Annotated in this window: 11 protein-coding genes and 1 tRNA gene; 9 read left to right on the top strand and 3 right to left on the bottom strand. The window is 68.8% G+C overall.

Features of this window, described 5'->3' with window-relative positions; translation table 11 throughout:
• Positions 1 to 204 precede the first annotated feature (204 nt).
• On the top strand, positions 205 to 1392 hold the full coding sequence (locus tag ABD848_RS02015) for a beta-1,3-glucanase family protein (protein WP_344966620.1): 1188 nt from the start codon (positions 205 to 207) through the stop codon (positions 1390 to 1392).
• An 82-nt stretch (positions 1393 to 1474) separates the two neighbouring features.
• Here ABD848_RS02015 and ABD848_RS02010 read toward each other — a convergent pair whose 3' ends face one another.
• The gene (locus ABD848_RS02010; RefSeq protein ID WP_344966618.1) at positions 1475 to 3754 is read right to left on the bottom strand and encodes a 3'-5' exonuclease; all 2280 of its coding nucleotides are present in this window, start codon (positions 3752 to 3754) and stop codon (positions 1475 to 1477) included.
• A 378-nt stretch (positions 3755 to 4132) separates the two neighbouring features.
• On the opposite strand from ABD848_RS02010, the gene ABD848_RS02005 reads away from it, so the two are divergent.
• Positions 4133 to 5059 (top strand): NADP-dependent oxidoreductase, encoded by a 927-nt coding sequence (locus ABD848_RS02005; protein ID WP_344966616.1) that lies wholly within the window; start codon positions 4133 to 4135, stop codon positions 5057 to 5059.
• 347 nt (positions 5060 to 5406) lie between these two features.
• Positions 5407 to 6057, top strand: coding sequence for a SanA/YdcF family protein (locus tag ABD848_RS02000; RefSeq protein ID WP_425567379.1), 651 nt, complete (start codon positions 5407 to 5409; stop codon positions 6055 to 6057).
• 533 nt (positions 6058 to 6590) lie between these two features.
• On the opposite strand, the gene ABD848_RS01995 is transcribed toward ABD848_RS02000, so the two are convergent.
• Together ABD848_RS01995 and ABD848_RS01990 are read right to left on the bottom strand one after the other, a co-directional pair.
• Entirely contained in the window at positions 6591 to 7565 is a 975-nt protein-coding gene (locus ABD848_RS01995; protein ID WP_344966615.1) for an N-acetylmuramic acid 6-phosphate etherase, read from the bottom strand.
• Between the two features lie 107 nt (positions 7566 to 7672).
• Positions 7673 to 8617 carry a MurR/RpiR family transcriptional regulator gene (locus tag ABD848_RS01990; RefSeq protein ID WP_344966613.1) on the bottom strand — a complete coding sequence of 315 codons (945 nt, stop codon included), beginning with the start codon at positions 8615 to 8617 and terminating at the stop codon, positions 7673 to 7675.
• A gap of 251 nt (positions 8618 to 8868) precedes the next feature.
• Between ABD848_RS01990 and ABD848_RS01985 the strand changes: the two genes are divergently transcribed.
• The 6 genes from ABD848_RS01985 to ABD848_RS01960 all read left to right on the top strand — a co-directional run bounded on the left by ABD848_RS01985 (position 8869) and on the right by ABD848_RS01960 (position 19275).
• Complete coding sequence (locus ABD848_RS01985) at positions 8869 to 9840, top strand: N-acetylglucosamine kinase (RefSeq protein ID WP_344966611.1); 972 nt, start codon at positions 8869 to 8871, stop codon at positions 9838 to 9840.
• 109 nt (positions 9841 to 9949) lie between these two features.
• Positions 9950 to 10135, top strand: coding sequence for a hypothetical protein (locus tag ABD848_RS01980; protein WP_344966610.1), 186 nt, complete (start codon positions 9950 to 9952; stop codon positions 10133 to 10135).
• A gap of 330 nt (positions 10136 to 10465) precedes the next feature.
• Positions 10466 to 10541, top strand: a tRNA-Lys gene (locus ABD848_RS01975).
• 1053 nt (positions 10542 to 11594) lie between these two features.
• Positions 11595 to 12257, top strand: coding sequence for a hypothetical protein (locus ABD848_RS01970; RefSeq protein ID WP_344966608.1), 663 nt, complete (start codon positions 11595 to 11597; stop codon positions 12255 to 12257).
• Between the two features lie 24 nt (positions 12258 to 12281).
• Positions 12282 to 14291, top strand: coding sequence for a flotillin family protein (locus ABD848_RS01965; protein ID WP_344966606.1), 2010 nt, complete (start codon positions 12282 to 12284; stop codon positions 14289 to 14291).
• A 7-nt stretch (positions 14292 to 14298) separates the two neighbouring features.
• On the top strand, positions 14299 to 19275 hold the full coding sequence (locus ABD848_RS01960; RefSeq protein ID WP_344966604.1) for a DNA repair ATPase: 4977 nt from the start codon (positions 14299 to 14301) through the stop codon (positions 19273 to 19275).
• The last annotated feature ends 35 nt before the right edge of the window (positions 19276 to 19310 follow it).

Here is a 19310-nt window from a genome sequence, read left to right as displayed (position 1 = left end):
TTCATGTGGACGTTCGGCGTCGGGGTGGGCGCATCAAAAAGGAAGGAAACCTTTCGATAGAGGAAGTGATTCGCGTCACACTACGATTCGCTTTCCAGGGGCGACCCACCGTGTGTGTCTCGAGGAGGCGTCCGGCTATTGACCCTGTGCTACCGGATCGTCACATTGGCCGCGTTATGTCCCGCTAGCCCAAGGAGACGCAACGTGATCAACCGACGATCCTTCCTCAGCGGCTTCGCGCTGGCCGTCGCCGGTACCCCGCTCATGGGCTGTCGTCGCCCAGGGGCGCACCTCGCCTCGGCCGCCCCAGCCGCCCAGGCGGCGAGTGGGGCCTTGCCGCTGAGCGTCGTCAACGCCAGTGAGGCCTTTCCCGACAGTCAGATCCGCCTCTACATCGTGGGCACCGACCTCGCCACCGGCCGGCAGTGTCACGTCACCTCCGACGGCACGGCAGTGCCGGTGCAACTCTCGGACAACGTCGACGACGGCTACACCGACTACGCGATACCACTGCCGCAGGCCGGCGCCGGACTGTCGCTGCCCCACATGTCGGGCCGCATCTACATCGCTCTCGGCGCCAAACTCAGGTTCAAGGCCGTCACCGCCGGCGACGGTAGCCCCGCCCTGGCCTACCCCGCCGGCTGGGTGGACAGCGACCCCAACTTCGAGGTCATGCACGACTACGTGGAATTCACCCACGACGGCGCCGGCATGCACTGCAACACCACCATGGTCGACCAGTTCAGCGTCCCGATCGGGATTCGACTCGTGGGCCGGCGCGACCAAAGCACCGGCACCCTCGTCGAGGGAGGCCGGACCGCGATCTTCGACGCCCTCGCCGCCCACCCCGACTTTTCTCCGCTCCTCGTCGGTGACCGGCTCCGTGTGATCGCCCCGGGGCACGGTCTTGACGCCGGCCGATTCGCCGGCGACTACTTCGCCCCCTACATCGACGAGGTGTGGCGTCGCTACACCGACACCGACCTGCGCGTCACCACCGACGCGGGCACCTTCACCGGCCGGGTCGACCCCGTCTCCCAGGAGTTGCGCTTCGACGGCGGCGTAGACCCCATAACCAAGCCCAGCACCCGCGACGTCTTCTTCTGCCACGGTGCGCTCGCCGCTCCCAACGACGGGCTCACCGGCCCCGTGGCCGCGGTCCTCGGCGCGGCCTTCAACCGGTCGACCCTGCTGGACTCAGCGCAGCAGCCCACCGGCGACCCAGCCGGCTTCTACCAAACCGACATCAGCAATCATTACGCCCGCATCCTGCACGCCAACACCGTCGACGGGAGGGCCTACGGCTTCGCCTTCGACGATGTCGAAGGTTTCGCCCCCTACATCGAGGACGGCGCACCCACCCTCTTCGAGATCACCCTGACCCCCTTCTGACTCTGATGCGGGCAGGCCCTGCTGCGCCGTCCCCGAGAGCCTGCCCGCACCGCCGCACTTGGCCGGTACGGTGTCCGCCTTTTCACACCGGCAGGAACGAGCTGGGGCGGCCGTGCCAAGAGACGTAGAGCCATTCGCGGGCGCGGGTGCAGGCCACGTACAGCAAAGAACGCTGGGCGGCGAGGTCGGCCTCGTGCTGGTTCTGGTCGATCTCGGCGTCGGTGACCCGCTCCATCTGCGGCAGCGCCTCGGCTGTGACGCCGACGACCGCGATCGCCCGGAACTCCAGCCCCTTGACACTGTGCATCGTGGTCACCCGCACCGATTCCGACTGCTCGGTAACCGTGTCCTCCTGAGCGTTAAAGACCACGGCGGGCAGCCCGCGGTTACGCAGCTCCTTGGTGACCGTGTTGCGGATACCGCGGGTGCGCGTGGCCACGCAGATATCACCGGCGGCCACCCCGTCGGCGAGCCACCGCCGGACCCGCTCGGCCAGCGCCGCCAACTCCGTGGCCTCGTCGGGCGCACCGTAGAGTTCGGGCGCCTCGCCTTGCAGCACCGAGCGCGTGCTGCCAGCGGGCTCTGGCGCGGACTCGCCCAGCTCGGCCACCGACTGGCCGCGCATGATCTCGTTGGCCCACGCCAGGATCTCGGTCGTGGTGCGGTAGTTGACCCGCAGCGGGTAGGAGCGCCCCACGATCGTGATCCCCAGTTGCTTGAACGACACGGTGGTGTCGTAGATGCGCTGCCGGTTGTCACCGGCGATGAACAAATCGTTGGGGCCGGGCGGCACCGCCGCGCGCAACGTGCGCCACTGGGCCGGGTGCAGGTCTTGGGCCTCGTCGATGACCACGTTGGTGTAGGGCTTCTCGGCCCGCTCCTCCAGCAGTTGGGTGGCCTTGGCGTGCAGCTCCAAGGCCGGTAGCCGCGTGGTGCGGCGCATGCGCGCGCGAGCCTCGGCGATGGCGTGCCACACGTCGCGTCGCTGCTGCACGTCCAACGGAGTCGAACGGCCACGCCGCGCGTCGGGGTCGAGGTAGCCCTCCAGCGTCGTCAAGCCGTGCGCCATGACCACGTGCTTGTACTCCTGGAACAGGAACTCCCCCGACCACGGCAGGTCGTGCTTGCCGGCCACGTTGGCGAACAGCCCGCGCACGTCGTGGTCGGGCCAGAAGCTGATCTCAGGCGAAACCTCCTTGACCACGTCCATGGCGAACTTGTCGGCCGTGATCACGTCGACGTCGTCAAGGAGTTCGGCCGTCACCAGCAGCCCCAGGTTGCGCTTGAGCGTCTCGACGAGGGCGTTGGTGAAGCTGGTGAGCAACACCCGCCCACCCAGCGGCAGATGTTCGGCCAGGTACTTGACCCGGTGCAGCGCCACCACTGTCTTGCCCGTGCCCGGACCGCCCGAGACCTTCGCCGGGCCGCGAAAGCGCGGCCGGTAGGCGAGGTCGCGCTGCTTGGGGTGGAGGTAGATCCGCCAGGCGTTGAACTCCCCGGCCAGCACGTCTTCGATCTCGCGGTCGTCGTTGACCACGATGACCCGTTCCCGCGTGTGGCGGATCGCGGTGTCGTAGTCGTCGGTGGCCACCGCTCCCACAGCCGGCCGGCGCGGCTCGACCACCTCGCGCAGCACCCGCTCCACCGACAGCCCATCGGCCAGGTGCGACAGCACCTCGTACTGGTCCTGCGGCAGCGCCGCCGCCCACATCCGCAGCTCCTCGGCAGTGCTCAACGACCGACAGAAGTTGACGATCTCGGCGTCGACGCCGAGCCGGCGCAGCTCGTGGTCGCTGACGTGGGCGAAGAGTTCGGCCCCGCTCGCCGCGGCCCCGCTGGTGGTCGAGGCGGGGGCGGGCGGGGAAGGGGCTGTGGCCGTGGTGGTGGGGGCGCTGAGCACGGTCGAACCGCCGGCGGCGCGCCGCATCGGGGTGGGGGCGTCCCAGCCCGATGCGGCGCTCTCGCCGGCTGCCCGGTCCATGGCGCCGCGCCGGGCCTCCTCGCGCTCTAACGCTGCGGCGTCGCGCCGCTCCAGCGTGCCCATGACGGTGTTGACGTCGTGGCGCTGGTCCTTGGCCCACGCATCGGCCGACTCGCGCGGCAGCAAGTGTACGAGCAGGAACGTCTCCCCCGATTCGGGGGCGAGCATCACCCCCGTCCAGGAGTCGCTGATCCGGAAGGTGCGGATACGGGGGTCCTGACCGGCCGGAAGGGAGCGGATGCGCAGGTCCGGGTGAGCGTACAGAGCGTCGAGGGAGAGCTCACGGAACTTGCGCGTCGCGGCGAGAAGCCGTTCCCGAGTCGGCCGGTCGAGCTTGTCGTACTGGGGAAGACACGTCGCGTCGATGGCCAGATGGGGCATGGGCCTCCTTCGCTACGGACGTCGGACACACCGGGGGGAGCCCGCGTCGCGCTCTTCTCCGGAATGTCTTCCCCTCATTTTTTAACCGAAGGTGCTGACAAATAGGCCGGAAGCGGCCAATCGGTGAACCGCTCGGGTCTGTCGGGCGTCGATTCGGGACTTGTTGGTTCTGCCGTTGTCGCATGGCTGTTGTCCTTGCGGGGCATGGCCGCTTTCCCTTTCCGCCGGGGCGTACCCATGTCACATGTCATAGCCCGGGCGGGAAATGTGGCAGCGGTGGCGCGTGTTGCCGATCACTGCGGCCACGCCGCACGACAGGTGTCCCGGCGCCCGCCGGAGGACGGCACCTGGCCACAGTGTCAGTGAAGAGAGGCAGACATGCAGGCGATCGTCTACGACGAGTATGGGGGGCCCGAGGTACTGCGGCTAGCCGAGGTCGCCGACCCCAAGGTCGGTCCCGACTCGGTGCTGGTGCGTGCCAAGGCGGCCTCGGTCAACCCGGTCGACTGGAAGCTGCGTGAGGGCGGGCTGGATGCGTTCATGGACACGGTCTTCCCCGCCATCCCCGGCTGGGACGTTGCCGGTGTGGTCGAGCAGCCCGGTATAGCGGTCCCGGAGTTCGCTCCCGGTGACGAGGTGATCGGCTACGTGCGCAAGGACGTCGTCGGCGGCGGCACCTACGCCGAGCTGGTCGCCGCCCCGGTGCGCACCCTGGCCCGCAAACCGGCCAACGTCACCTGGACGCAGGCGGCCTCGCTGCCCCTGGCCGGGCTCACGGCCTATCAGGCCCTACTCAAGACGTTGCGTGTCGGTAAGGGCGACACCCTGGTGGTGCACGCGGCCTCCGGCGGCGTGGGGCTCTTCGCCGTGCAGATCGCCCAAACGTTGGGAGCGCGCGTGATCGGCACCGCCTCCCCGGCCAACCACGAGTTCCTCCGAGGGCTCGGTGCTGAGCCGGTGAGCTATGGGGAGGGCCTGCCCCAGCGGGTGCGCGAGCTCGTCCCCGAGGGCGCCACCGCCGTTCTCGACCTCTACGGCGCGGGCACGCTCGCCACCACCTCGGAGTTGGCCGCGCCCGAGGCCCGCGTGGCCTCTGTCGCCGACCCGTCCGTGGCCCAGCAGGGCGGCAGCTACGTCTTCGTCCGGCCCGACAGTGCCGACCTGTCGGCACTGGTGGACATGGTGGAGCGGGGCGAGCTCACCATCGAGGTGGCGGAGACGTTCCCGCTTTCCCAGGCCGCCGCGGCGCAGCGCCGCAGCGCCGAGGGGCACCCGCGCGGCAAGATCGCCATCGAGGTGTCCTAACCACATGGGCGACCGGCCCGACGGTCTCTCGTAGCCGGCGAAAGCCCAAGGACCAGGCTGAAGAGCGAGTCCTGGTGACGTGCCGGCGTCGCACCAGCGACGCAGAGCGCACCGGTCGCCCCTTGCCGGGACGGCCGGCGCGCCGGCCGCGTCGTGGTGTCCCGAGACGGTTCGTTGCTTCGGGCACCCCGGCGCGCCACATTTTCCCGCTGGCTCGCCACTCGTGTGGCTCAGCCGCCGCTTCCGTCACGAACTTCCCCCACAGCCCCACAATCGGCTGTCTCGGCCCACTAGTCTCGGCAGTGACGGCGTAGGGGCGCCGCAGACGAGGCAGGGGAGCGGCCGAGGTGCAGTGGGCAGCGTGGGCGGTGCTAGCCGCCGGTGTCGTCGTGGGGATGGGGGTCGCACCCACGGTGGGCATGTACGCGGTGACCGCGCGCCGCCGGTTCACCCCGGCGACCGTCCCGTTCCGGCCGGTGGCGCTCGTGCTCGGCGCCGGCGCCTGGCCCACGGGCCCGTCACCGTTGCTCGCCCGCCGCCTCGACATCGCCGCCGAACTGTTCCACACCGGCAAGGTCGGCGCCCTCCTCGTCAGCGGCGACAACCGGGCGATGTCCAACCGCGAGACCGACGTGATGCTCGCCTACCTCGTGCGCAGCGGCGTCCCGGCTTCGGTCATCGTCGCCGACCCGGCCGGGTTCCGGACATGGGACAGTGCCGCGCGGGCCCGCCAGACCTACGGGATTTCGGCCGCGACCGTGGTAACCCAAGCGTTTCACCTGCCTCGCTCGCTCGTGCTGTGCGCCGCGGCCGGTATCGACACGGTCGGCGTGGGCGATCCGGCGTTCCACCGCCGGTTGGGGCCCACCCTGCGCGGTTACCTGCGGGAGGCCGGCGCCAACGTCAAGGCGGTGCGCGACGTGCTGGTACGCCCGGCCCCGATGCGGGTCGAACCGCTCGACCCCCACGCCAGGGCCAAGCTCACCTCCACCGACTGAGCCGTGGCATCGTCGGCCTCAAGGCCGCCCCACGGAGTCGCGCCCCGCTCGTGGGGGGTATGGGGGTGTCGAGCGGGGTGTGGTGGGGATGGTGCCGTTCGCTCGTGCCTCGATCGCTGCACGATCTCGGCAGCCTCACGGGGGCGCCGTGGCTGAGGCGACAGGAAACGACGCGGACAGTCACAGGGGTGAAGGAACCTCGCTCCAGCGCGGGGTGTCGCTTTTCGTGGGGTGGTGCTGTGGCGGGGGGACAGCGGTGGGCGGCGTCTCTGCGGGGGCGGTAGTGGAGGGCGTTCCAGAAGACGTTGAGCCGCGGTATCTACCGCAGCCCCAGTCCGTCCGTCGCGATACCCGCCTCACCGTGGCCACAGCCCGTCCCAGGCTGCCGAGATCGCGCAGCGATCGAGGCACGAGCGACGGGAAACACCGCCTGCTCTGCTCAGCCCCAACCCGCACCACGCCCCAGGCCCCACCTACGGGGGCGTCACCGTCGCCCGGATTTCCAGGACAGCTTCAGCGGCCACACCGGCCCGTCAGCCGGTGCCCAGCAGCCGCAGCGCCTCGCGCACCGATCCTTCGGCCTCGCCTACGGCGCTGGCGGCGGTCGGGATCTCCACACCAGCCAGCAGGCTCACCAGGGCCACTCGCGTGTCGCCTCCGGCGGCGGCCAGCGCCGCCTCGCACACCCCCGCCTCAAGTCCGGTCGCCTCGGTCAGGATCGTCACCACGCGCCCGCGCAGCTTGGCGTTCGTCGCGTTCACTCCGACCATGAGGTTCGAGTAGGTGTAGCCCAGCCGCACCATCACCGCCGTGGAGAACCCGTTCAAGATCAACTTCTGCGCCGTGCCCGCTTTCATGCGCGTCGATCCGGCGATCACCTCGGCGCCGGTGTCGGCTCCGACGTGCACATCGGCTTCCTCGGCGAGTTCGGCACGCGGGTTCGCGCTGACCAGCACCGCAGCCGCGTGTTGGCGCCGGGCGTGCCGTAGCGCGCCGGCGACGTAGGGGGTCCGCCCGCTGGCGGTGACGCCTACCGCCACGTCACCGGCCACCAGCGAGGCCGCGTCGGCGCGCCCCCGACGCTCGTCGTCCTCGGCCCCCTCCAGCGCTTGGCCGAAGGCGAGCTCGCCCCCGGCGTGGTGGGCCACCACCCGCCCCTCGGCCAGGCCGAACGTGGGAGGCAGTTCAGCGGCGTCCATGACCGCGATCCTGCCTGAGGTCCCAGCCCCGAAGTAGTGGATGCGGCCACCGCCGCGCAACGCGGCCACCCCCATGTCGACCGCGCGCGCCAACTCCGGCAACACCTGCGCGACAGCCCCCGCCACGCCGGCGTCCTCGACGTTGATCCGGCGCAGCACGTCGATCGTGGCCACTTGGTCGATGTCCCGGCCCAGCCAACTGCGCTCCTCGGTGGGAGAACGCACGATCTCGACTTCCTCGCCCGGCTGCGGCGGTACGGCTCCCGCTCCGGGCTCCCCTCCCGGCACCTCTGCGGCCTCCGGATTCATTCGTTCCTCCAGGTGCGTTTTTCCGCGTTCGGAGCGGTGCCGGAGCAGCCCCGGTACTCGCGGTGTCGCCTGCTCCCTGTCTGGCAGCCTGGCCCGGTGCGGCCAGTTCAGTGGTCGGTGCGCAAGTCACGCACTGCTGCGTAGGTCGACTCCAACGCTTGGCGACTCTCGGCGTAGCGCAGTTGGGCCAGCCCCACGAATACACAGTCCACCACAGTGAGCTGGGCCAACCGGCTTGCCGTGGCGCCCGAGCGGAATGTCGTCTCGCGCGCCGCCGTGGTCAATACCAGGTCGGCGCTTTCGACGATGCGCGAACGAGGGAAGTTGGTCAGTGCCACCGTTCTCGCCCCGCGTCGCCGCGCTGCTGCCAGTGCTTCGACGGTGTCGCGCGTGGTGCCGCTGTGGGAGATGGCGATCGCGACGTCGTCCTCTCCCAGGACAGCGGCGCTAGTGACCATGACGTGGGCATCGGACCAGGCGAACGAGGTCAGCCCGATCCGGTGCAGCTTTTGCTGAAGGTCGGCTGCCACAAACGCGCTCGCCCCCACTCCGTAGATGTCGATGCGTCGCCCGCCCGACAATGCGTCGATGACCTGCTGTAGCACCTCGACGTCGAGTTGGGCCGCCGTCTCCTCGACCGCGCGGGCGTCAGTGAAGGCGATCTTTTCCACCACGGTGACCAGCGTGTCGTCGGGGTCGATGTCGCTGGCCAGTTCGCGGGTTTCGGGGTGGGCCCCACGCTGTTGGCCCGCCTCCCGCGCCAGCGCCAGCCGTAGATCGCGGTAGCCGGTGAAGTCGATCGTGCGGCAGAACCGGATGACTGTGGCTTCAGAGGTGTCGCAGTCGTGCGCGAGTTGGGTGATCGAGGACGCGGCGGCCCCCTCGGGATCGTCGATGATGCGCTGGGCGACCCGCTGCTCGGCTGGAGCCAGCGACGGCAGCAGCGCCCGGATACGGACGACGGTGCTCGGCCCGCGCTCGTCACGGTCAGGCGGGTCGGGCGCGTCGCCGGGGTCTGGATCGCTGCCGGAGGTTTTCCAAGGTCTCCCCATGTTGGAAAGTTTCCTTCGCCGCCTCAGTAACAGTCAATCCATGAACAGGCGAAACAGTAGATTCAGTCCAGTGTTGAAGCTCATCCGTGCGAGCATGACCCCATCGTGAGCAGTGGGGGCGGCGCGGGAGTACCGCGTACTGCCCGCGCGAACCTGCCGGCGGTGCCGACGACCACAGGGAGGGGGCGGCGCTTCCACGGCCGCTCGGCTGCCGCCCTCGCGCGCGACGAGAGGGGAAGCGCCACCACCGGATGAGGCAATCCGTAGTCATCGGCGTCGACGCCGGCGGCACCGCAACTCGGTGCGTCGTGGCCACACTCGACGGTCGGGTCGTCGCGCGCGGCGAGGCGGGCGGAGCCAACCAGTACTCCAGCGCCGCCCCCGCCACGGCGTTGCGGGAAGCGCTGCTCCCGGCACTGGAGGCTGCCGGCGACGTCACCGTGGCGGCGGCGGTGTGCGGCATCGCCGGTGCCGCCGGCGCCGGACACGCGCGTGTCCAAGCATGGGTGCTCGACAGTTGGCACCGGTGTGGCCTGCTGGGCGCACCCCATGTGTGCGATGACATCGCCGTCGCCTTCGCTGCGGGCAGTGCCGAGCGGGAAGGGGTGGTCGTCATCGCCGGGACAGGAGCGGTGGCGGCGCACGTGTGTGAGGGCGCGGTGGTGCGCCGCTGCGACGGCTACGGCTGGTTGCTGGGAGACGAGGGGTCCTCGGTGTGGCTCGCCGTGCGCGCGCTCCGCGCTGTGCTGGCTGAACTCGACGGCCGTGGCCCGGCTACCTCTCTGACGTCCCGCCTGCCGCCGGCGTTGGGGGCAGCGCCCGGTGACCCTCGGTCCATCGTCACAGCGGTCTATGACCGGCCGCCCGCCGAGCTTGGGTTGCTCGCCCCTGAGGTCACCGGGGCAGCCGCCGCAGGAGACGCCGTGGCCAACACCCTGGTGGCCGAGGCCACGCGGCGGCTGCTTTCCGCCGCTGCCACAGTGATCCCCCAGGCCGTGACTAGGGGCGAGCGCGAGCCGATACCGGTGGTGCTGGCCGGTTCCGTGCTCGCTGGCGGCCTGGTGGCTGAGGCTGTGACGGCACGACTATGGCAGTTCCACGGGGTGCGCCCGGTGCGCGCGGTTGACGGTGCCTGCGGTGCCGCTGGGCTGGCGCTGCACCGTATCGGCTCCACTGAGGCGCACGCCCGGTTACTCGCCGTAGCGCCGACACAGTCGGGGTGACCTGCTGAGGATTGAGTTGTACCGTGGGGGCGATCAAATCATGGTTGTGGCCGGCTGCGATGCCGGAAACGGCTTTGAGTACTCCCGTCGAGTCGCTAATGTCAGGCTCATGTCACAGTACGAAGAAGACAACGTTGATCCCGCCGGCTCCACGCAGAGCTTCCGGCGTTTCGTCACCGAGAACAAAGAGCGGGAGACCGCCCCGCGGCGTCCCGTCCTGCCCTATGTCCTTGTGGGCGTTGGTGTCGTCCTTGCGGTCGTCATCGTCGTGACGATCGTCATGCTCTGGGGGTAGCCGGGAAGGGCTTCCGCTTCCCCGATCCATCGCAGGGCTCGCGCACCGGTCGCCGCTGCGCGCGTACCTGCCAAAGCCGTACCAGGGTGTGACGCGCGCTGCGCGCCTGCCCGTCTTTTGGCTGTCCGGCGTCATATCCGCAGGTGGTTCGCCCCGGAGTCAGGCCCTTGGGGTGCCCCGGCGGGCGTTTTCCGCCATAGCTTCCGACGCCGGTGGACGGTCGCCTTGGGGACAGTTGATCGCCCACCGGCGGTTTTATCGGTTCGCGCCGCCTTCGCCCCGCTGGTAAAGTTAACCGCGCTGCACGGGGAACATACCCCCGCACCGCGGGCGCCATTAGCTCAATCGGCAGAGCAACTGACTCTTAATCAGTGGGTTTGGGGTTCGAGTCCCTGATGGCGCACCAAGCAAGGCCAACGGAGTCGTTGGGCGTGCTTAATACGATTCGACGGGCTCTTCTCTTATAGGAGAAGGGCCCGTTTCGTGTCTCCTGCCCTAAGGGTCGGCTAAAGCCAAGGCATCGTGTGGCGCCCGGTGGGCTTACGCCGGGCGCGGCTGTTCCTCACCTCGCTCCACACGCGCTGTGCTCCAGCGCGCCACCGTGCGTTTCGTGGTGGGCCGCCTCGATGGGGCCACCACGGCTTCGCCGTGGTGGGGCAGAGCTCATCTGCGGTGCCGAGGCCGGACACAGATCGGTGTCGACGCCACGGCCTGGCTGCCGCAGGCACTTCCGCCCGCGGGCGAGCACCGCCAACCGGTGAGAGAACCTCGTACAGTCGGCATTTTCCAGGCGGCGCCGCGGCGGGAACAGCGGAAAGCGAAAACACATCGGCGGGCGGGTTCCTCGGATTGTAACCGGCATTTTCACTGTGTGGTATCGCGCGATTGCCAGGTACGAAGTCGGGTGTGGATTCCTTGTGAGAGGATTTTCTTAACGCGATCTCCGCCCCTGCGGTATCCCAATTGATTCCTCGATTCACAGGAATCTCTCATGGAAGCCCTCCTCATTGGTGCGGCACCGATCCCCGGCGGCGTTTGGAGACAGGAAGCTGAGATCCGAGGAAAGCGCCGGCGACGAGAGCGCGCGGGTGGGAGCCACTAGCCTCGCCTCAGGCGCGCCATGTCTCGACCCGCTCGGAAGGCAGGAGTCCGTGTGCTACAGCGGGTTCCGTGCCGCCACCCGGTGCCTGCCAAGCGCCGCCGACGGCTCCTCGCCCACCGTGGCGCACCGTCGTGAGTGTTGCGAGTACCACCTCTTTGGAATGGAACCAAAATGCCCATAGCGCCATGAGCAGCAATCCACTGTGCCAGATGATGGCGGGGTCGCCGGTGTTTCCCCGATATGGCCGGATGAGGTCTCCAGCCATTGGTTCCGACGGTGACGAATAGGTGTAGAGTCCTCGTCCAGTTGCCATTTTCCGGGGGCGTTGCAGTGGAATAGGTGGGAGAGTGAAAACCGATGCGTGAGTTCCTTGCCGCAGTAATCACTTTTCCCACCGCACTGTTTACGTTCTCGTTGCTCGTCGTCGCCGGCTACTGGGTGCTCGTACTTCTCGGCGCCGCGGAGCTCGACGCACTTGACGTCGACCCTGGCAGCGCCGTGGGCACGGAAGGACTGGCCGCAGGGGGGTTGGCGAGCGCCCTCGCCGGAGCGGGCATGGGTGGGGTGCCGGCCACCGTCGCGCTCTCGCTGCTGATCGCCGTGGCCTGGTTCGTCAGCCTCACCGGCAACGTGGTGATCGAGGGGCTCGCCGTGTCCACCCCCCTGCTGGTCGCCCTCTCCATCGCCGTACTCCTGCTCGCCCTCGTCTGCGCCTGGCTGTGTACCAGCATGCTGGCGCTGTTGTGGCGCCGTCTCTTCCCCGACGGGCGTAGCCCCTCCCAGCAGGACTTCATCGGCAGGGTCTGTGTCATCCGTACCGGCCGCGTCACCGCCGACTTCGGTCAGGCTGAGGTCACCGCGGCCGACGGCTCCTCCTCCCTCGTGCAGGTGCGCCAGATCGGCACCGACACCTTCACGACCGGTAGTAGCGCGCTGATCTACGAGTACAGCGCCGAGGGCGGGTTCTTTTGGGTCGCTCCCTATGACGCCGAGCTCGACCCGAACCGTCCCCCCGAATGATCCATCGACGTACAGGAATCTTTGATGGAAGCCATCACCATTGGCGTCGGCGTACTGATCGCCGTCGTCCTCCTCGCTCTCCTCGCCATTGTCTTCGTCATCGGCCGCCTATTCCGCAAAGTCCCCCAAGGCCGGGCCCTGATCGTCTCCAAGATCAAGAAGGTCGACGTCACCTTCACCGGCGCCGTGGTGCTGCCGGTGCTGCACAAGGCCGAGTACATGGACATCTCGGTCAAGACCATCGACATCAACCGCACCGGTAAGGAAGGGTTGATCTGTCGAGACAACATCCGCGCCGACATCCGCATCACGTTCTTCGTCCGGGTCAATAAGACCGTTGAGGACGTGATAAAGGTCGCCCAGGCCATCGGCACCGACCGGGCCAGTGACCAGGAGACGCTACAGGAGTTGTTCAACGCTAAGTTCTCCGAGGCGCTCAAGACCGTCGGCAAGCAACTCGACTTCGTCGACCTCTACACCAAGCGTGACGAGTTCCGGGACCGCATCGTCAGCGTCATCGGCACCGACCTCAACGGCTACAGCCTTGAGGACGCCGCCATCGACTACCTTGAGCAGACCCCCATGGCCCAGCTCGACTCGGCCAACATCCTCGACGCTCAGGGCATCCGCAAGATCACCGAGCTGACCGCGATCGAAAGCGTCAGCACCAACGAGCACACGCGCGACCAGCAAAAGGAGATCGAGCGCCAAAACGTCGAGGCGCGCGAGGCCATCCTGGAGCTACAGCGGCGCCAGGCCGAAGCCGAGGCCAAGCACCAAAACGAGGTCGAGACCATGCGCGCCCGCAAGGAGGCCGAGACCGCCGCCGTGCAGGCCGAGGAACAGCTCAAGTCCCGCACCGCGCAGTTGCGCACCGAAGAGCAGATCGGCGTCGCCGGCCAGAACCGCGACCGCGAGGTCGCCGTGGCCGAGAAGAACCGGGAACGGGTCATCGCCATCGAGGCCGAGCGCATCGAAAAAGACCGGCTGCTTGAGGTCATCGCCCGCGACCGCGAAACCGAGCTGTCCCGCATCGCCAAGGACAAAGAGGTCGAGACCGAGAAGCGCGAGATCGCCGAGACCATCCGCGAGCGTGTCGCCGTCGACAAGACCGTGGCCGAGCAGGAGGAGAGCATCAAGCGCGTGCGCGCCGTCGAGGAGGCCGAGCGCCAGCGCCAGACCAAGGTGATCGAGGCCGAAGCCGAAGCCCAAGAGAACTTGGTCAAGGACATCAAGGCGGCCGAGGCCGCCGAACAGGCCGCCCAGCACAAGGTCCGCGAAGAGAAGGCGCTTGCCGAGGGGCGCCAGCAGGCCGCCGAACTCGACGCCCAGGCCAACATCCGGCTGGCCGAGAGCAAGCAGGCCGAGGCCGCCGCTGCCGGCCTGGCCGAGGTACAGGTGCGCGAACGCGACGCCGAGGCCATCGAACGGGTCGGCCGGGCCGAGGCCGCAGCCGCCCGCGAGAAGGAAAAGGCCACAGCCGAGGCGATGCGCGAGAAGCTCAAGGCCGAAGCCGAAGGTCTCACCGACAAGGCCGAGGCGATGGCCGCGCTGGACGAGGCCACCCGCGAACACGAGGAGTACCGGCTGCGGCTGGAGGCCGACAAGGAGGTCCGGCTCGCCGGCATCGACGTGCAGCGCCAGGTCGCCGAGTCGCAGGCGTCAGTGCTGGCCGCCGGGCTGGAAAAGGCCGACATCGACATCGTCGGCGGCGATGGCGCGTTCTTCGACCGCATGGTCGGCTCCATCAGCGCCGGTAAGGCCGTCGACGGTTTCCTGGCCCACTCCACCGCCGCCCAGAACCTCGCCCAGCCCTACCTGGACGGCCAAGCGAGCCTGCCCGAAGACGTGTCGCGGCTCGTCGGCTCGGTCAACACCTCCGACGTCGCCAACCTCTCACTGTCGGCGCTGCTGATGCGGCTGATCAACCAGGGTGGCGCCCAGGAGTCCCAACTGCGCGAACTGCTCGACACCGCCCAACGCCTGGGCGTGGCCGAAGCCCCCGTCGCCGACCTGCACGCACTGAAGCGGTGAATCTCCTGTGACCGATGCCTCCACGACGCCTCCCGACGACAGCCAGGACCGTGCCGAACTCGACGCCGGCACCTACGAGGTGCTGCGGAGCCGGCTCTTTGAGCAGGCCGCCGAGCTGACCCGGCGGGCCGAGCTGCTCAACGAGCGGCGCCTGGAGGTTTTCGGCAGCACCGAGCTGCGCCAGATCGGCACGCAGCGGGTCCACACCGAACACAACTGTGTCCCCCGCGACATCGTGTCGATCGGCCAGCTCATGCTGATCGGGTTCAACCCCCTGGTCGGTTCCAAGACTGAGACCAGCGTCAGCGACGTCTTTGCGCTGCGTCACTTCACCCACGACAGTGACGGCATTCAGCTCGACGAGACCGACCAGGCTCCCCACGGGCTGTTGTGCGACGAGCGGTTCCTCCGCGACTTCGGGGAGCTGTACCGCTACTACCGCGATACCCGCCTGCTCCAGTTGCGCGGCTTTGAGGACACGCTGCTGGCCGTGTTCCAGACCGGTCCGCGCACCGCCGATATCCGGGTGCTGCGCTGGCGGATCGACACCGACGGCACGGTCACCTACCTGGACAACCGGGGGGACCGCCAGCACGTCTTCCCGCCCGCGCAAGACTTTGAATGGCAGTCGGCCACCCGGGAAGACCACGTGGCCGGCCGCCACCCCCACATCTCTATCCTCGGTGAGTTCTTCGTCGACACCCTCGGCGGCAGCCTCACCGTCAAACTCGACAACGACACCGAGACCGACCAGGGCAGCTACAGCGAGCCGGTCGACGAGCCGTTGCAGAGCCTGGCCGACGCCGAGGTGCACTACGCACGGGTGGGATCGCTGATCCTGCTGCGTATCCGCCCCTACAAGGAGAACGAGTGGCGCCATCTGGTGTGCAACACCAGAACCGGCGACGTTGTGCGCCTCGACGGGATCGGTCAGGCCTGCCAGCGTCTACCGGAGGACCACGGGATCATCTTCCCCGGCGGCTACTACCTGACCACCGGTGTCAACAAGACCTTCGACACCGACGTGACCAACCTGGAGTTTGAACGGGTCATCCGCTCGCCCAACGGCGAGGACGCGCTCTATGTCTTCCACTCCCGCGACGACGGCCGCTCGTTGCTCCTGCCCTACAACGTGATCCGCAAGGAGGTCGCCACTCCGATCCCCTGCCACGGCTACTCGCTGTTCGGCGACGGAACCCTCATGGTCTTCCGCGCCTTCTCCGAGGAGCCCACCCGCGTGCACCCCATGCAGGTGTGGCGTACCCCCTACCAGTCCGACACCCACGCCGCCGCCCAACCCACCGGCACCGGCCCGCTGGAACGCCTTGGCAACGCCGAACTGGTCCGCGGTATCTCCGACTGCCTGTCCGTAGCCCGGATGGTCGACGAGATGGCCCCCGCCGTCCCGGTGTTCCAAGCGCTCATCGCCGCCTGCCAGCGCGCCTTCGACCACTACCACTGGCTGTCCGAGGACGAGCTCGAAGACCTGAGCAGCCCCCTCGAAGAGCTACGCGAGACCGCCAAGCAGGTCCTGGACGAGTTCGCCAACGTCCAGGCTCTCACCCAGCAGGCCGCCACCGCCCTCGACGACGCCGCCACCCGCATCACCGCCCTGGTGCGCCAGACCCGCGAGGACGACCCCACCACAGCCGACGCCTGGGTGAGTCGCCTGGCCGAACTGCGCCGCCTCCAGGGCCACCTGGAAACTCTGCGGGAGATGCGCTACATCGACTCCGAGCGCATCGACGAGCTGGCTGCCCAACTCACTGACGCGCTCGCCGACACCGGCGAACGCGCCATCGCCTTCCTCAGCGCCGAGGACGCCTTCACCAGCTACCACGACACCGTGGGGAGCCTCGCCGCCGAGGCAGGCGCCATCACCACCGTCGCCCAAGCCCAACCCATCACCGACCGGCTCGCCGAACACTCCGAAGGGCTGGAGACCCTCACCGAAGTCGTCGGCTCCATCGACATCGCCGACGCCACGGTGCGCACCACCATCCTGGAACACATCGGCGAGGTGCTGGGCGGCATCAACCGCGCCCGCGCCACTGTGGACCTGCGTCGCCAAGAACTGCTCTCCACCGAAGGACGCGCCGAGTTCGCCGCCGAGTTCGCCCTCCTCGGCCAGGCTGTCACCGGTGCGCTCGCCGCGGCCGACACCCCCGAGTCCTGCGACGAACAACTCAGCCGGCTCCTGCTGCGGCTGGAGAACCTTGAGGCGCGCTTCGGCGAGTTCGACGATTTCCGCACCGAACTCGCCGACAAACGCGACGAGATCACCGATGCCTTCGCCGCGCGTAAACAAGCCCTGCTCGACGAGCGCACCCGCCGCGCCGACCGCGTGGCCGCCTCGGCCGAACGCATCCTCGCCAGCGTGCACCGCCGCGCCGTCACCCTGTCGTCCACCGACGAGGTCAACACCTACTTCGCCACCGACTCCATGGTGGCCAAGCTGCGCCAAAGCGTCGAGGAACTGCGCTCGCTGGGCGACCAGGTGCGCGCCGAGGAGCTCGAAGGACGTATCCGCGCCGCCCGCCAGGAGGCCGGCCGCGCCCTGCTCGACCGCGCCGACCTCTACGGCGACAGCGGCCAGACCATCCGGCTGGGCCGCCACAGTTTCGCGGTCAACACCCAACCCATCGACCTCACCCTCGTCCCCCACGAGGGCGAGATGACCTTCACCATCACCGGAACCGACTACCGCTCGCCCGTGCGCGACGCCGACTTCGCCGGCACAAAACGGTTCTGGGACCAGCACCTGGTGTCGGAGTCCCCCGAGGTCTACCGCGCCGAACACCTGGCCACTTCGATCCTGGCTCACGCCGAGTCTGGCCAGGGCGAGGTCTCTCTGGACGCGCTGTACGAGTCCGCGGCCACCGACAGCGGACTCCTCGACGTAGTGCGCCGCGCCGCCGAGACCCGCTATGACGAGGGCTACGAGCGCGGCGTCCACGACCACGACGCCACGGCGATCCTGGCGGCCCTGCTCCGGCTGCGCGCCGAGGCCGGCCTGCTGCGCTACCCGCCCCACGCGCGCAGCGCCGCCCAACTGTTCTGGGCCTTCGGCGCCGACACCGACGCCAAGGCGGCGTGGAGCGCGCGGGCCGCCTCCTTGGCGCGGGCCCGCGCCCTGTTCGGCCACTCGGAGGCGATCACCGAGCTAGCCGACGAGCTGGGCGGCGCCGTTGCCGCGTTCACCCGCACCACCGGCCTTCCCACACAGCCCTCCGGCGAGGAACTAGTGGGGGAGTACCTGTTCGAAGAACTGGCCGCCCAACCAGAAGGCTTCGTCACCGGCCCGGGCGCCCAAGAGCTGGTGGAACGGTTCCAGCGCCACCTCGGCGGCCCCGACGCTGCCGCCCGCCGCGAGTTCGACGCCGACCTCGCCGCCCTCGACACCGACCTGACCGCGCGCCACCAGCTCACCCACGCATGGCTGGCCTCTTTCCGCAGCACAACCGCCCCCGACATCCCCGCAGCCGACCTACCCGAATCGGTAGCCCTCCTCCTGGGCGGCCACGACCTTCCCCGCTACGAGGTCACGGCCCAGCTCAGCGCCACCATCCCCGATCTGCTCGGCACCCATCCGCGTATCACCGAACGCCGCCTAGAGCTCCGCCTCGACGAGATCCTCGCCCGCACCCGCCGGTTCCGTACCGAGCGGGTCCCCGCCTACCGCGACTACCAGCGTCGCCGCACCGAGTTGGCCCAGCGCGAGCGGCACCGGCTGCGCATGGACGACTACCAGCCCAGGGTGATGAGCGGGTTCGTGCGCAACCGGCTGCTCGACGAGGTCTACCTGCCGCTGATCGGCGACAACCTCGCCAAACAACTCGGCACGGCCGGCGACGGCGCCACCGTCGACCAGATGGGCCTCCTGCTGCTCATCTCCCCGCCCGGTTATGGCAAGACCACGCTCATGGAGTACGTGGCCAGTCGGCTCGGCCTGGTGTTCGTCAAGGTCAACGGCCCCGCCCTGGGCCAGGAGGTCACCTCGATCGATCCGGAGCAGGCCCCCAACGCCACGGCCCGCCAAGAGGTCGAGAAGATCTCGTTTGCGCTGGAGATGAGCAGCAACGTGCTGCTGTACCTGGACGACATCCAACACACCTCGCCCGAACTGCTCCAGAAGTTCATCTCGCTGTGCGACGCCCAGCGGCGCATGGAAGGCGTGTGGGAGGGCGAGACCCGCACCTACGACCTGCGGGGCAAACGGTTCGCGGTGTGCATGGCCGGCAACCCCTACACCGAGTCCGGGCAGCGTTTCCAGGTGCCCGACATGCTCGCCAACCGCGCCGACGTCTACAACCTCGGCGACGTGCTTTCCGGCAAGGACGACCTGTTCGCACTCAGCTACATCGAAAACGCGCTGACCTCCAACCCGGTGCTGGCCCCGCTGTCCACGCGCGACCGCGGCGATGTGGAATTGCTGGTGCGTCTGGCCAACGGTGACGAGTCGGTCCGGCCCGACCAGCTCACCCACCCCTACTCCGCGGTGGAACTGGAGCAGATCCTGGCTGTGCTGCGCAAGCTGCTCGTGGTCCAGCGCGTGGTCTTGACCAACAACCAGGCCTACATCGCTTCGGCCGCCCAGTCCGACGCCGCGCGCACCGAGCCGCCGTTCCAGTTGCAGGGCTCCTACCGCAACATGAACAAGCTGGCCGAACGGGTCATGCCGGTGCTCAACGACGCCGAGTTGAGTGCCCTGATCGACGACCACTACCTGGGGGAGGCCCAGACGTTGACCTCAGGAGCCGAGGCCAACCTGCTCAAGCTGGCTGAGCTGCGGGGCACGATGACCGAGGAGCAGGCCAAACGCTGGGCCGAAGTCAAGGACGCCTACCTGCGCGAACGAGCGCTCGGCGGCGCCGACGACCCCATGAGCAGGGCCGTTGCGGCGGTGGGGCTGCTGGCCGACCAGGTGGGCGCGGTCGAGCGGGCCATCGCCCGTGCCGCCGAACGCTCCACACCCGACCAGTGAGACTCTAGCGTCGGCAGGTCCCGCCGCCCCGTGCC

The sequence above is a fragment of the Salinactinospora qingdaonensis genome, assembly GCF_039539445.1.
GTDB lineage: Bacteria > Actinomycetota > Actinomycetes > Streptosporangiales > Streptosporangiaceae > Salinactinospora > Salinactinospora qingdaonensis.
The sequence above is the reverse complement of the archived record's forward strand: the minus strand, read 5'-3'. Positions and strand labels throughout refer to the sequence as shown.

Excerpts from the sequence above, each read along its gene's own strand:
- ABD848_RS02010 (WP_344966618.1), bottom strand. The coding sequence starts at position 3,754 with ATGCCCCATCTGGCCATCGACGCGACGTGTCTTCCCCAGTACGACAAG.
- ABD848_RS02005 (WP_344966616.1), top strand. The coding sequence starts at position 4,133 with ATGCAGGCGATCGTCTACGACGAGTATGGGGGGCCCGAGGTACTGCGG.
- ABD848_RS01995 (WP_344966615.1), bottom strand. The coding sequence starts at position 7,565 with ATGAATCCGGAGGCCGCAGAGGTGCCGGGAGGGGAGCCCGGAGCGGGA.
- ABD848_RS01990 (WP_344966613.1), bottom strand. The coding sequence starts at position 8,617 with ATGGGGAGACCTTGGAAAACCTCCGGCAGCGATCCAGACCCCGGCGAC.
- ABD848_RS01985 (WP_344966611.1), top strand. The coding sequence starts at position 8,869 with ATGAGGCAATCCGTAGTCATCGGCGTCGACGCCGGCGGCACCGCAACT.
- ABD848_RS01980 (WP_344966610.1), top strand. The coding sequence starts at position 9,950 with ATGTCACAGTACGAAGAAGACAACGTTGATCCCGCCGGCTCCACGCAG.
- ABD848_RS01970 (WP_344966608.1), top strand. The coding sequence starts at position 11,595 with ATGCGTGAGTTCCTTGCCGCAGTAATCACTTTTCCCACCGCACTGTTT.
- ABD848_RS01965 (WP_344966606.1), top strand. The coding sequence starts at position 12,282 with ATGGAAGCCATCACCATTGGCGTCGGCGTACTGATCGCCGTCGTCCTC.